The sequence below is a fragment of the Galbibacter mesophilus genome, from assembly GCF_023721415.1.
Taxonomy (GTDB): domain Bacteria; phylum Bacteroidota; class Bacteroidia; order Flavobacteriales; family Flavobacteriaceae; genus Galbibacter; species Galbibacter mesophilus.
On record NZ_JAMQVC010000001.1, the window covers coordinates 926160 to 939457 of the forward strand.

Consider the following 13298-nt stretch of genomic DNA (forward strand, 5'->3'; position numbering starts at 1 on the left):
AACCTTAAGTAATAAATGTATTTTTAGAGAGCTTATTTGCTCCTTTTTGGGCTGTATAATCATTTTGTCGCAGGACACTGAGCCACAATTGCTGTTATAAGGTATTAGGAAACGTTTTTTATTTTCTTTTTTTTAACAATATCCCCTCTCCGTATTGTTCAATTAATTCACTAATCGGAGTTATTAATCCTGATAAATAAGAACTTCCAATTGCGATACTGCTACTTTTCGGTATTTTATTTAAGTCAACATCCAATAATTTATTAGTATTCAACAGCACTACCTCCAAACTTTTTTAAGTCTACATTTCTGTGCGAATTATTTATCGGATTCCAATATTCTTCAAGTTCCCAGAAATATTCGAAATCAAGGGTCTTCAATTTGTATATGAGATTAAAATATTCGTTCTCTTTTAAATATGTCCATTTTATATTTCCTAATTTCAATTCTTTATGTGCTCGATTAATGTTTTTAAGTAATATATTATCAATTGGAGGATGTATAACTTTCGCAAGATTTCCTTGACCTGAATTTTTAATTACAACAGCTGTTTTAAGATATATAGCTATAATTTTAGCTGCTCGTCCATAGCTTGTTTTTATTCCTCTTTTTTCAATTTCATCAATTATTATTTTAGATGTTTTCCTATGAAAGCTATTGAATTCTTCTGGTAATATATTGTCTAACATAGCAAATTCTTGTAATTCAGTTTTATTTATTGCTAACGTTATATTTTCAGTAGTTGTAAATCCTCTTTGTGAAGCTCTTGAAGCCGTCCAAACAGCATAATTATGCAAATGCGTTTTAAAATTATAATTCATAATAAAGAGTTTTTTTATTCAATATTGCCTAACTTCCAACACCTACAAGGTTGCCAAAACCTTGCAGGAGATGTTTCGTAAAGTTACCATTATTTCTCCAGTTGTAATTTCATCTTACGTATTCGGTCGGCGAGTTTTTCTGAAGATAATTTTTCCCGCAATCTATCCGTAATTATAGGAAAGGAAAACGGCGTAGGCTTTTCACATTCCCGCCAAACTATCTGTTGGATTTCTATGCGCTCCAATGCCTGAATGAGCCTTCCTTCCTCCAAAGAATGCTCAAAAGTTTCCCGATAGGATTGGAGGTACAATAAATTCTCGGGTTCGTAATCCCGAAACACATTAAACAACAATTGCGAACTACTTTGCAGGTGTTTGCTCTTTAAAAGTTTATCAGGAAACCCTTGAAATACGAGTCCGCCTACAACGGCGATATCCCTAAATTTTCTGCGGGCCATTTCCGTGGCATTTAAACTTTTCTCGAGGTCGGCATGCATAAATCGTGGCGTAAACAAATCGTTATCCAATACATTTTGAATATCTATTTTTTGATCGGAAAGCAACTCAAATCCATAATCGTTAAAGGCAATGGAGAAAGTTATGGGCTGCAAAAGACTAATGCGGTATGCCAATAAACTTCCCATGGCTTCATGAACAAACCTCCCTTCAAATGGATAGAAAATAGCATGGTGTCCCTCTCGGGTTTTAAAAGTCTCAATAAGAAATTCTTTATCAGTAGGAACGATAGATTCTTTGGTTTGCCTTTCAAAAACAGGCCCCAAAGCTTTTAATTCCGAAGAAATAGTTTCCGTATGATAGTTGTATAATTCCTTCCGAAGCAATTCACTCATCTGTGATGAAAAACTCATTCTTCCACCCATCCAACTTGGAACTTTACTGCTTTTCTGCTTGGATTTCTTCACCAGCACTTTCATGTTTTTTATACTGAAGAGCTCCAAATTCCGTCCAGCGAAAGTAAAAACGTCGCCGGGCTTTAGTTTGGATATAAACCATTCTTCAATAGTACCAATGTAGCCTCCTTTTAAATATTTTACTGAAAGTACGGCATCACTCACAATAGTTCCAATAGACAATCGGTGTCGCATGGCGGTGCGCCGACTTTCTACTAAAAACTTTCCTTCCTCATTGACCATTACTTTTTTGTATTCGTCATAATTTTCCAGCGATTCACTTCCCACGGTAATAAAACGAAGCACCCAATTCCACTCTTCTTCTGTCATGCCCTGAAAGCAAAAAGTAGTTTTTACTTCCTTAAATATCTCATCAGGGAAAAATCCATTGGAAACAGCTAGGGTAGTGAGATACTGAATTAAAACATCGAAAGAAAGTAAATATGGAATACGATCTTCCACTTGCGCTGTTTTTACGGCATTTTTAAGTGCTGAAGCTTCGATAAGTTCGATGGCGTGGGTGGGTAAAAAATAAATAACACTTTCTTCTCCGGGCCTGTGCTTACTTCGTCCTGCCCGTTGCATAAATCTAGCGACTCCTTTGGGTCCACCTATTTGAATGATGGTCTCTACAGGCGCAAAATCGACCCCCAAATCCAAACTCGAGGTACACACCACTGCTTTCAGACTTTCATTGCGAATAGCGCCCTCTACCCAAAGTCGGGTTTCTTTGCCAATACTACCGTGGTGCATAGCGATTTCCCCAGCAAATTCAGGATGCTTTGCCAAAATGGCTTGAAACCAAAGTTCGCATTGTGCCCGCGTATTGGTGAAAAGCAAAGTGGTTTTACTTTTTTCGATAATTGGAATTGTTTTTTCCAGAAGATGAAGTCCTAAATGGCCCCGCCACGGGAACTTTTCCATGGTATCGGGGAGAATGGAGCGCACTTTTATTTTTTTCTTTAGGTTGGCGCGGAGTAAGATTGAATTTTTTAGGGCAACGGAATTGGGTCCCAACAACACTCCCCGAGCCTGCTCTAAATTTCCAATGGTAGCCGAAATTCCCCAGATTTGTAATGGCGAACAGACGGTTTTTAATCGGGAAAGTGCCAATTCAATTTGCACGCCTCTTTTCGAACCCAACAATTCGTGCCATTCGTCTACTACTACTGCATTTAAAGTAGAAAAAGTTTTATCGTAATTTTTAGATGAAAGTAATAAATGAAGGCTTTCTGGAGTAGTAATGAGTAAATCGGGCATTTTTCGTTTTTGGGCAGCCCGTTCTTTTTGTGGCGTATCGCCCGTTCTAATACCCACGGTAAAAGGCAATTCTATTTCATCGCAGAATCGTTGTGTAGCTTGTTGAATTTCCAACGATAATGCCTTTAAGGGCGTAATCCAAACTGCTTTTACTCCTTTGGGATTTTTGGTTTTATAATCAGGATTTTCCTGAATGTATTTCAAGACAATCCCAATCCACAGTGCATAAGTTTTTCCGCTACCTGTAGGCGCGTTTAGTAATCCGTTTTTACCTTCTAAATAGGCTTGCCAAGTTTTTTTCTGAAACGGAAAAGGTTTCCAGTTTTGCGATAAAAACCAGTGTTCTGCAATGTTAAACAGTTCTTTTTTGTAATTTTTGTTTTTGTCCAACTTGAAGTTGATTTGATCCTAAAAACTTTAATTTTTAAACGCAATGTCACCTCGAGCGTAGTCGAGAGGTTATTTGGTTTGTTTACTTAATGAGGTCTCGACTCCGCCTGTCTGCCGACTAAGGCAGGCTCGACCTGACACTTATACTTTATTCCCTTATTTATTTAATTACTACCATATTAATCTTTTTAAGGCAATAGAGCTTTTAAATCTTCCAAAGTATTTGCTTCTTCAATTTTCTTGTCTTTACGCCATCGTAAAATACGTGGAAAACGAACGGCAACGCCACTTTTATGTCGCTTGCTTTCTGCAATTCCTTCAAAAGCGATTTCAAAAACCAATTCGGGAACCACTTGCCGAACTGGCCCAAAACGATCGGAAGTGTTTTTCTTTACAAAATTGTCCACTTTTCGAAATTCTGCATCCGTCAATCCAGAGTACGCTTTCGCAAACGTTACCAACTCTTTATCGTCCCAAAGTGCAAAGGTGTAATCTGTAAATAAATTAGTTCGCCTTCCATGGCCACGCATGGCATAAGTGAGAACGGCATCGATAGTGAGCGGATCTACTTTCCATTTCCACCAATCACCTTTTTTCCTTCCCACGAGATACGGCGAATCTTTGCGTTTTAGCATCAAGCCTTCGCTTTTTACTTCCCTTGCTTGCTCCCGTTCTGTGGCAGCTTGGTCCCAAGTAGAAAACTGCATGATTTCCGACAAATGGAATGGTAAATTATTCTTTTTCTGACTATTGTAAAAATTGTCCAGCACCTTACGACGCTCTTGAAATGACTTGTTTCTAATATCTTCGCCGTTCCACTCCAGCAAATCGTATGCTTTTAAAATAACCGGCGTTTTTTCCAGTAACTTTTTGGATACGTTTTTTCTCCCAATTCGCGTTTGCAATTCGTTGAAAGTACCAATAGAACCTTCCGTAAAGGCTAAAATCTCGCCATCAATAACGGTTCCGTCAGGGAAATGTGTAACGAATTCTTGAAACTCCGGGTACTTGTCGGTTACCAATTCCTCCCCGCGGCTCCACACAAAAAGTTCGTTGTTTCGAACAATTACCTGTGAGCGGATGCCATCCCATTTGTGTTCAAAGTACCACTCTTCAATATTGCCTAAATCGCTTGGCTCTCCCTCCAAAGCGTACGCCAAATAAAACGGATACGGTTTACTAAGGTAATCTTCTTCATTTTCCTCTAAAATCAATTTTTGAAAAGTAATTGTTTGCGGCGTCCAATTCCCCATTAATTTATACGCCAGCACGTCTTCATCAATTTCCGTGGCTTTAGCGAGCGCCCGTGTCATGAGTTTCTGACTGATACCAATTCGGAAACTTCCAGTAAGGATTTTATTAAAAACAAAACGCTCGTAATAATCCAATTCTCGCCATTTTTGCTGAAGGTATTTTTTCTTATCTGCCTCATCCCAATCTTTCAACTGAATAACTTCAGCAATAATTTCATGTAATTTCTTTTCATTATTTGATTGTGCCGTAGGAATGACCAACGCAATAGTTTCTGCCAAATCTCCAACAATATGATACGATTCTTCAAACAACCAAAGTGGGATATTGGCTTCTTCCGAAGCCCACTCGCGCAGCAAAGTTGTATTCACAGGACGCTTAGGCCTTCGATGCGATAGCAATGCGATGGCCCACAACTTATCTTTTGGCTCCGCAATTTTGAAGAAATCAGCTAAAGCATCCACCTTGATATTGGTTTTATTGGTGGTGTCCAATTTTTTTATGAGAGTAGAAAATTCTTTCACATATTTCTGTTTTATTAATCCTCTTTAGTAATTTCTTGTCACCTCGAGCGCAGTCGAGAGGTCGTTTGGTTTGCGTATTATAAATAAGGTCTCGACTGCGCTCGACCTGACATTTTCTATCTCAAAAGAGATATTCATTATTCATTCCTATTTCACGGCGATTAATTTTGGGAAATAGCTTCCTTTTCGGCTTTTTCTTCTAAATTTTCTCCTTCGTATTGTGTTTGTTCGGTACGGGCATCGTAACCCAAGGTTTGCAGATAGCGCGAAAAAATATCGGTGTATCCATGGGTCGCAATTACTTTTTCACATTCCGTTTCTTTAATCGCTTTTAGTAATTCTTCCCAATCGGCGTGGTCCGAGAGTACAAACCCTCTATCAATAGCTCTTCTTCTTCTCGCCCCTCTAAAAGCCATCCATCCGCTTGCCGTGGCCGTTACAAAAGGGGTGAATCTTCTCAACCAAACGCTTCCGTGCGCACTTGGAGGTGCCACAATAATATTTCCCTCAATTTCTTTTTTATCGGTTTCTCTTGTGATTAATTCTGTAGGTGGTAAATTGAGTTGAGGGCGTAAAACTTCTGTCATATTCTCCACAGCTCCGTGGGTATATATTTTTCCAATGGAAGTATCCAAGTGTTTAATTACGCGTTGGGCTTTTCCGAGGGAATAAGCAAAAATCACAGAGGTTTTGTTTTCTTTTTTATTCTGAAGCCACCATTCATTAATATCTGAAAACACCTCTTCCTGCGGACGCCAATTAAAAGCTGGTAATCCGAAAGTGCATTCCGTAATGAAGCTGTGACATTTAATAGGTTCAAAAGGGGTAGATATGCCATCATCGGCTAGTTTATAATCCCCCGTAAACACCCAAACTTCCCCTTTGTGCTCCACCCTTATTTGAGAAGATCCTGGAATATGTCCCGCAGGATGAAAACTAAATTTCACATTGTTAACCACAAAAGACTCCCCGTAGCTTCGTCCGGAGACATTTAGATCACCTAATCGATGTTTGATAATAGGAATATTGTTGTGAAAAGTAATGTAGTTTTTATGCCCCCAACGGGAATGATCAGCATGACCATGGGTTATCAAAGCCTTATCCACAGGCTTCCAGGGATCGAGGTACACATTGGCTTTTTCGCAAAAAATGCCACGATCGGTAAATTCCAACAAAGGTTTTTTCAATTTCATAGCGTACGGAAAATACAAAATTGAACGCATAAAATCATAACCCCTTATGGTAATGTTATACTAAAAATCCCAAATCAGTCAAAATTTACTGACCTATTTGGGATTTGTAATTACTACGCGCATTAAAACTTCGTATAATATATAATGTATGTAGTTGGGGGGATGAACCTTTCGATCCATCAAATTTTGTATTCAAAAACGTAAGAAGAAATGGGGATGTGCATAAGTGTAACGCAACAAATTATATTTTGGTATATACTTTATCAAAACATTAACATACAGCAGGTTATTTAAAAAAATTCCAACTTTTATAGAAGAGTACAAGAAATAGCGTATATTTGCACCCGCCTAAGCAGAATTTAGGTGTGCTTTAGCCTTAGGGCGAGCAATTTTAAATTAATAACAGGGGGTCGGGAACCTCCACTAATTAATGGATTATGCCAGTTAAAATTAGATTACAAAGACACGGTAAAAAAGGAAAACCATTTTACTGGGTAGTAGCGGCAGATGCTCGCGCAAAAAGAGATGGTAAATTTCTAGAAAAACTAGGAACTTACAATCCAAACACCAATCCAGCTCAAATCGATTTGGATGTAGATGGTTCTGTAAAATGGCTTCAGAATGGTGCGCAACCAACTGATACAGCTAAAAGAATCCTTTCTTACAAAGGTGTTATGTTGAAGCATCACTTACTTGGTGGTGTTGCTAAAGGTGCTTTAACCGAAGAAGATGCTCAAAAGAAATTTGAGGCTTGGGTTGAAGAGAAAGAAGGCAAAGTTGACGCTAAGAAAAGTGATTTAGCTAAAGCGCAAGAAGAAGCGAAAGCAAAAGCGTTGGAAGCTGAAAAAGAAATCAATGAGAAGCGTATGGCTGAAGCTGCACAAGCAGAAGCTGCTGCAAACACTGAAGAAGAAGCTGCACAAGCTGAAACTGAAGGTGAAGCCGAAGCACAAGCTGAAGAGCCTGCTGCTGACGAAGCTCAAGAAGAAAAGCAAGCTGACGCTTAATTATTTTTATGAGAAAAGAAGATTGCTTCTATCTCGGTAAAATTGTAAAAAAGTACGGCTTTAAGGGTGAGGTATTGGCAAAGCTCGATACCGACGAACCTGAACTTTACGAAAATTTGGAATCAGTATTTATTGCCCATGGCAGTAATCTGGTTCCTTTTTTTATTCAAAAATCTTCGTTACATAAATCGCAATTGTTAAGAATGCGATTGGAAGATGTTGACAATGAAGCCGACGCCGATGCCATTATGAAAAGTGAGCTGTACCTACCGCTTTCTTTCCTACCAAAATTATCTGGCAATCAATTTTATTACCATGAAATTATCGGTTTTACCATGACGGATGTTTCCTACGGAAAAGTGGGAACGATTGTCTCCGTAAACGATAATACCGCTCAAGCTCTTTTTGAAGTGGAAAATGATGGCAAACAAATTTTGATTCCAATGAACGATGAGTTTATTGAAAAAGTAGATCGAAAAAACCGAGAGATTGTAGTAAGAACACCGGAAGGACTCATAGATCTTTACCTATAATCTCATCTAAATGTCCAGCAAGCCCTTTCAATTCAAACAATTTACTATTCAACAAGATCGCTGTGCCATGAAGATTGGCACTGATGGCGTATTGTTGGGTGCTTGGACGTCTGTTGCATCCAATCCTTTTTCTATTTTGGATATTGGTGCGGGAACTGGCTTAGTGGCGTTAATGCTCGCACAGAAAAGCACCGCAGAATTGATAGACGCCATTGAAATTGACGACGATGCTTACGAGCAATGTGTCGAAAATTTCGAAGCTTCTCCTTGGGGCGATCGTCTGTTTTGCTATCATGCAGGATTTGATGAATTTGTAGACGAAATGGACGACACTTATGACCTCATCGTTTCCAACCCTCCTTTTTACAGCGAGAACGTCTTTTCTGGGAACGAGCAAAGAGACCTGGCTAGGAGCAACTTTTCACTTCCTTTTTCTGAATTAATAAGTGGTGTTGCGAAGTTTTTAAATCAAAACGGAACGTTTACAACCATTATTCCTTTTAAAGAGGAAAAGGAATTTCTTCAATTGGCCGAAAGGGAAAATCTCTTTCCTTCACGCATTACCCATGTAAAAGGCAACCCCACATCTGAAGTTAAAAGAAGTCTTATCGAACTCACTTTTCAGCAAAAAGAAATACTTACCTCCACGCTGATTATCGAAAAAGAGCGTCACGAATACACCGAAGAATACATAGCCCTTACCAAAGATTTTTATTTAAAGATGTAATGACAGTTTTCAAGTACTTTTTGATGTTTTCCTTTTAAAAGTACTCGATAAAATTTTGTATTATCGTTACAATTGAACATAACTTAGAATATTTTTGAAAATGTAAAAGTGTGGCGAAGAGATATTCGTTTATAAAATTTTACATTTTTGGAGTTATTTTGGCCTCTTTAAAAACATTGAAAATCAAGGAAGCAGCATGGATGATTGATAAAAATCTGTTTGAGACCGACTGAAGGGAGGGTGAGTTATTTTTATCAGTGGCTGGGGTTTCCGTAGTATTTTCTCATATTTTTAAAGCAAGCCTAGATTTTTTTGGTTCGTTTTTTCATCAATGGAAAAAATGAACACAAAATATTTTAGTGTAAAATTGATAATTAATTGATTAGACATATTTAAAATACTTCTGCAATAACCAACAATCTGTATATTACATACCATGAAAATTCTTACGAATCTAACTTTCATAATTTTCGCCGCTACTGCGCTTTTCTCTCAGACCAGCACAAAACCTGATTTCGTCGATTATGTGAATCCGCTTATGGGCACCGATTCCCGCATGGAAATGTCTAATGGAAACGTCTATCCGGCCATCGCTCGGCCTTGGGGAATGCATTTTTGGACACCCCAAACCAACGTAATGGGCGACGGTTGGGCATATCAGTACGATGCCGATAAGATAAACGGCTTTAAGCAGACGCATCAACCATCACCATGGATGAACGATTATGGCCAATTTGCCATCATGCCCATTACAGGAAAAAAGGGTTACACGCAAACTGATCGAGCAAGTTGGTTTTCCCATAAATCCGAAGTAGTAAAACCGAATTATTACAGTGTTTATTTGGCCGACCATGATGTTACTGCAGAATTCACCCCAACCGAACGGGCGGCGCTTTTCCGGTTTACTTTTCCCGAAACCGACAGTGCTTACGTGGTTATCGATGCCATGGATGAAGGTTCGTTTATAAAAATCCTTCCGAAGGAAAATAAAATAATTGGCTACAGCACTAAAAATAACGGTGGCGTTCCCGATAATTTTAAAAACTATTTTGTTATTGAATTTGACACGCCATTCTCCAGCAACGAAACTTTTACGGAGAATACTTTACAAGATGCCTTGGAAAGTGAATCGAAACATGTTGGTGCAGTAATCGGATTTAAAACCAAAAAAGGACAACAAGTACACGCAAAAATAGCTTCTTCATTCATCAGTTTTGATCAAGCTGAAATCAATTTAAAAGAAATAGAAGACAAGGATATTTCAGCAATAAAAGAAGAAGGACGCAAGGCTTGGAATGACGTTTTGGGCCGTATTGAAATTGAAGGCGCCACCACCGATCAGTTCCGTACGTTTTACTCATGCCTGTACCGAAGTTTACTTTTCCCAAGAAAGTTTTATGAGATAAACAATGAAGGGGAAACCGTGCATTACAGTCCGTACAACGGGAAAGTGCTTTCTGGCTACATGTTCACAGATACCGGTTTTTGGGATACGTTTAGGGCTTTGTTTCCTTTACTGAATTTAATGTACCCAGAAATGAATAATAAAATTCAGGCAGGATTGGTAAATGCTTATTTGGAAAGCGGATGGCTACCGGAATGGGCAAGTCCGGGACTTCGCAATGTTATGGTTGGAAACAATTCAGCATCCGTGGTGGCAGATGCCTATTTAAAGATTGATAAACCCGATTACGATATTGAAAAGCTTTACGAAGCCGTAGTTCATGGAGCCAATAATGCGGGTCCGCTAACCGCTGTGGGACGAGCTGGAGCCGAGGATTATAAAAAATTGGGATATGTACCTTACGATATTGGCATTAACGAAAGTGCCGCCCGAAGTTTAGAATATGCGTACGATGATTTTGCTATCTATCAGTTGGCCAAAGCACTGCAGAAACCTAAAAAGGAAATAGCATATTACAAACAGCGAAGTTTAAACTACAAAAAGCTGTTTGATGCCGAAACGAACTTAATGCGTGGAAAAAACAAAGATGGCAGTTTTATGAAACCTTTTAATCCTTTTAAGTGGGGTGATGCCTTTACGGAAGGAAATGCATGGCATTATACATGGTCCGTTTTTCACGACATACAAGGATTAATAGACCTCATGGGCGGAAAAGAAGCGTTTGTAAATCAATTGGATAATGTTTTTAGTCTACCGCCCGCGTTTGATGAAAGTTATTACGGATTCGTGATTCATGAAATAAGGGAAATGCAAATAGCGAATATGGGTCAATATGCGCATGGAAACCAACCTATTCAGCACATGATTTACCTTTACAATTATGCTGGTGAACCTTGGAAAACGCAATATTGGGTTCGAGAAACCTTGGATAGGATGTACATGCCGACTCCAGATGGATATTGCGGCGATGAGGACAACGGACAAACATCTGCATGGTATGTTTTTTCAGCATTAGGATTTTACCCTGTCTGTCCCGCAACGAACGAATACGTTCTCGGCGCTCCTTTATTTCCGAAAGCTACTTTGCATTTGGAAAATGGTAAAAAAGTGGTTTTATCGGCAAAAAACAACAGTGAGGAAAATCGATATATTAATCAAATGCAAGTGAACCAAAAGGAGTATGAAAAAAACTTTTTATCGCACGAAACGCTCATGAAGGGAGCTGAAATTGAATTTGAAATGAGTTCAGTCCCCAACAAGCAACGGGGAACTGGTTCTAAGGATGTCCCATATTCGCTTTCTTTGAAAAAGTAAAACACACTTTAAACAAGGAAGAATATTCAGTAATTGGTAAAGATTATTTTTTATTGAAAATCCGTGTACTTTCGTGCTTAAAAATGTCATCGACATCTTTTCGCTCGTAAACGTTTTTGGTAGTTAATTGTTGGCCATTCTGGGAAACTTCAAAAGATAAAACTACGGTGCTTTCCTCATCAAAAGATGAACCGTAATAAAGCGTAACTGTTTGTCCGGTGATTTTATACATTCCTCCGCGCTTGTTTTTACCTGCTTCTATTTTACCAAGCTCGTTGGTCTGTTCGGTTTGAACAAAAGCATCATTTTTTTTGAACTTTATCTCAAAATGTTGGTTTTTATCATACAAAAGTTCGTCCTCATTAACGAGAACTCCATTTTTATATAATTTTTCAGCATAAGAGAGCGCTACCCAAGTACCTAGAAGTGAATTATTATCTTTCTTAGTGCTAGAAAAGTTCATTTTTAATTTCTCAATGAATTTATTCAGTAACCCCATGCGTGTTCAAGTAGGTGTATTAATCTTGGGAACATACAATCTTACTGAAAATAATTAAGAAAAAAAATTACATTTTAAAAAGGCGCTCTTCATGATAAAGTTATTTAACTGAAATTCAACCTAATGAATGACACTATCTAAAAGTTTATTTTGAAACATTTATGCTTTGCTTTGTTATATTTCTTTAGTTACCTTTGGGTAAAATCATTAAAAAAATATGAAACCAGACCTTTTTACCGCACCTGATTATTACCAGATAGACGACCTTTTATCAGAAGAACACAAACTCGTACGTAATGCGGCGCGGGATTGGGTAAAAAAAGATGTTTCTCCCATTATCGAAGAATATGCGCAGCAAGCAAAATTTCCAAAACAAATCATAGGAGGTTTGGCGGAAATAGGTGCTTTTGGACCCTATATTCCGCAAGAATATGGTGGCGCTGGTCTGGATCAAATAAGCTACGGACTCATTATGCAGGAAATAGAGCGCGGCGATAGTGGTGTACGTTCTACTGCTTCGGTACAATCGTCTTTGGTTATGTATCCTATTTGGAAATACGGTACGGAAGAGCAGCGCAAAAAATTTCTTCCGAAGTTAGCTTCTGGAGAATTTGTGGGTTGCTTCGGACTTACAGAACCGAACCATGGTTCTAATCCTGGCGGAATGGAAACTAAATTTAAAGAAGAAGGGGATTATTATATTTTAAACGGGGCTAAACTTTGGATATCAAACGCTCCCTTTGCAGATATTGCGATTGTTTGGGCAAAAAACGAAGAAGGTAGAATTCACGGACTCATCGTAGAGCGCGGTATGGAAGGTTTTTCCACTCCAGAAACTCATAACAAGTGGTCTCTTCGGGCATCGGCGACTGGGGAATTGATTTTTAATAACGTTAAAATACCGAAAGAAAACTTACTTCCGAACAAATCTGGTTTGGGCGCACCATTGGGTTGTTTGGACTCTGCACGTTATGGCATTGCCTGGGGTGCCATTGGAGCTGCGATGGACTGTTACGATACAGCTTTGCGTTACGCTAAAGAGCGTATTCAGTTTGGCAAACCTATTGCCGCTTATCAGCTTCAGCAAAAAAAATTAGCGGAAATGATTACTGAAATTACCAAAGCTCAGTTGTTGGCATTTCGCCTAGGACAACTTAAAAATGAAGGGAAAGCCACCACTGCTCAAATTTCAATGGCAAAAAGAAACAATGTTGATATGGCCTTGAATATTGCCAGGGAGGCAAGACAAGTTTTAGGCGCCATGGGAATTACCGGTGAATACAGCATCATGAGACACATGATGAATCTTGAAAGTGTAATTACTTATGAAGGTACTCACGACATTCATCTGTTAATAACCGGATTGGATATTACTGGGGAACAGGCTTTTAAATAACCGCTTCAAATTGTTAAAATTCTTATGTTTTCGAAGATTATTTTAAGAATCTATTGATAATTTTTCC

At 38.6% G+C, this 13298-nt stretch carries 10 protein-coding genes; 5 read left to right on the forward strand and 5 right to left on the reverse strand.

The window, feature by feature from the left end:
* Positions 1-263: 263 nt before the first annotated feature.
* From NDQ75_RS03945 to NDQ75_RS03960, 4 genes are all read right to left on the reverse strand, one after another.
* Positions 264-821 carry a hypothetical protein gene (locus NDQ75_RS03945; RefSeq protein ID WP_202028072.1) on the reverse strand — a complete coding sequence of 186 codons (558 nt, stop codon included), beginning with the start codon at positions 819-821 and terminating at the stop codon, positions 264-266.
* A gap of 89 nt (positions 822-910) precedes the next feature.
* Positions 911-3382, reverse strand: a complete 2472-nt coding sequence (locus NDQ75_RS03950) for a ligase-associated DNA damage response DEXH box helicase (RefSeq protein WP_202028073.1) — start codon at positions 3380-3382, stop codon at positions 911-913.
* Positions 3383-3570: 188 nt separating this feature from the next.
* Positions 3571-5157, reverse strand: coding sequence for an ATP-dependent DNA ligase (locus NDQ75_RS03955; protein ID WP_202028074.1), 1587 nt, complete (start codon positions 5155-5157; stop codon positions 3571-3573).
* Between the two features lie 161 nt (positions 5158-5318).
* Entirely contained in the window at positions 5319-6344 is a 1026-nt protein-coding gene (locus NDQ75_RS03960; protein WP_202028683.1) for a ligase-associated DNA damage response exonuclease, read from the reverse strand.
* 443 nt (positions 6345-6787) lie between these two features.
* On the opposite strand from NDQ75_RS03960, the gene NDQ75_RS03965 reads away from it, so the two are divergent.
* The 4 genes from NDQ75_RS03965 to NDQ75_RS03980 all read left to right on the forward strand — a co-directional run bounded on the left by NDQ75_RS03965 (position 6788) and on the right by NDQ75_RS03980 (position 11336).
* A complete protein-coding gene (locus NDQ75_RS03965; protein WP_202028075.1) occupies positions 6788-7357 on the forward strand; it encodes a 30S ribosomal protein S16 in 570 nt (189 codons plus the stop codon).
* Between the two features lie 8 nt (positions 7358-7365).
* The gene (gene rimM / locus NDQ75_RS03970; RefSeq protein ID WP_202028076.1) at positions 7366-7890 is read left to right on the forward strand and encodes a ribosome maturation factor RimM; all 525 of its coding nucleotides are present in this window, start codon (positions 7366-7368) and stop codon (positions 7888-7890) included.
* Between the two features lie 10 nt (positions 7891-7900).
* A complete protein-coding gene (locus NDQ75_RS03975; protein WP_202028077.1) occupies positions 7901-8617 on the forward strand; it encodes a tRNA1(Val) (adenine(37)-N6)-methyltransferase in 717 nt (238 codons plus the stop codon).
* Positions 8618-9053: 436 nt separating this feature from the next.
* Complete coding sequence (locus NDQ75_RS03980; RefSeq protein ID WP_202028078.1) at positions 9054-11336, forward strand: GH92 family glycosyl hydrolase; 2283 nt, start codon at positions 9054-9056, stop codon at positions 11334-11336.
* 43 nt (positions 11337-11379) lie between these two features.
* On the opposite strand, the gene NDQ75_RS03985 is transcribed toward NDQ75_RS03980, so the two are convergent.
* Positions 11380-11799: a hypothetical protein gene (locus NDQ75_RS03985; RefSeq protein ID WP_202028079.1), complete on the reverse strand. Its 420-nt coding sequence runs from the start codon at positions 11797-11799 to the stop codon at positions 11380-11382.
* A 253-nt stretch (positions 11800-12052) separates the two neighbouring features.
* Here NDQ75_RS03985 and NDQ75_RS03990 point away from each other — a divergent pair, with 253 nt between their 5' ends.
* On the forward strand, positions 12053-13231 hold the full coding sequence (locus NDQ75_RS03990) for an acyl-CoA dehydrogenase family protein (protein ID WP_202028080.1): 1179 nt from the start codon (positions 12053-12055) through the stop codon (positions 13229-13231).
* Positions 13232-13298: the final 67 nt, after the last annotated feature.

Bases quoted from the DNA above. Each gene is read 5' to 3' on its own strand.
- NDQ75_RS03990 (WP_202028080.1), top strand. From the start codon at position 12,053: ATGAAACCAGACCTTTTTACCGCACCTGATTATTACCAGATAGACGAC.
- rimM (WP_202028076.1), top strand. From the start codon at position 7,366: ATGAGAAAAGAAGATTGCTTCTATCTCGGTAAAATTGTAAAAAAGTAC.
- NDQ75_RS03945 (WP_202028072.1), bottom strand. From the start codon at position 821: ATGAATTATAATTTTAAAACGCATTTGCATAATTATGCTGTTTGGACG.
- NDQ75_RS03980 (WP_202028078.1), top strand. From the start codon at position 9,054: ATGAAAATTCTTACGAATCTAACTTTCATAATTTTCGCCGCTACTGCG.
- NDQ75_RS03975 (WP_202028077.1), top strand. From the start codon at position 7,901: ATGTCCAGCAAGCCCTTTCAATTCAAACAATTTACTATTCAACAAGAT.
- NDQ75_RS03985 (WP_202028079.1), bottom strand. From the start codon at position 11,799: ATGAACTTTTCTAGCACTAAGAAAGATAATAATTCACTTCTAGGTACT.
- NDQ75_RS03965 (WP_202028075.1), top strand. From the start codon at position 6,788: ATGCCAGTTAAAATTAGATTACAAAGACACGGTAAAAAAGGAAAACCA.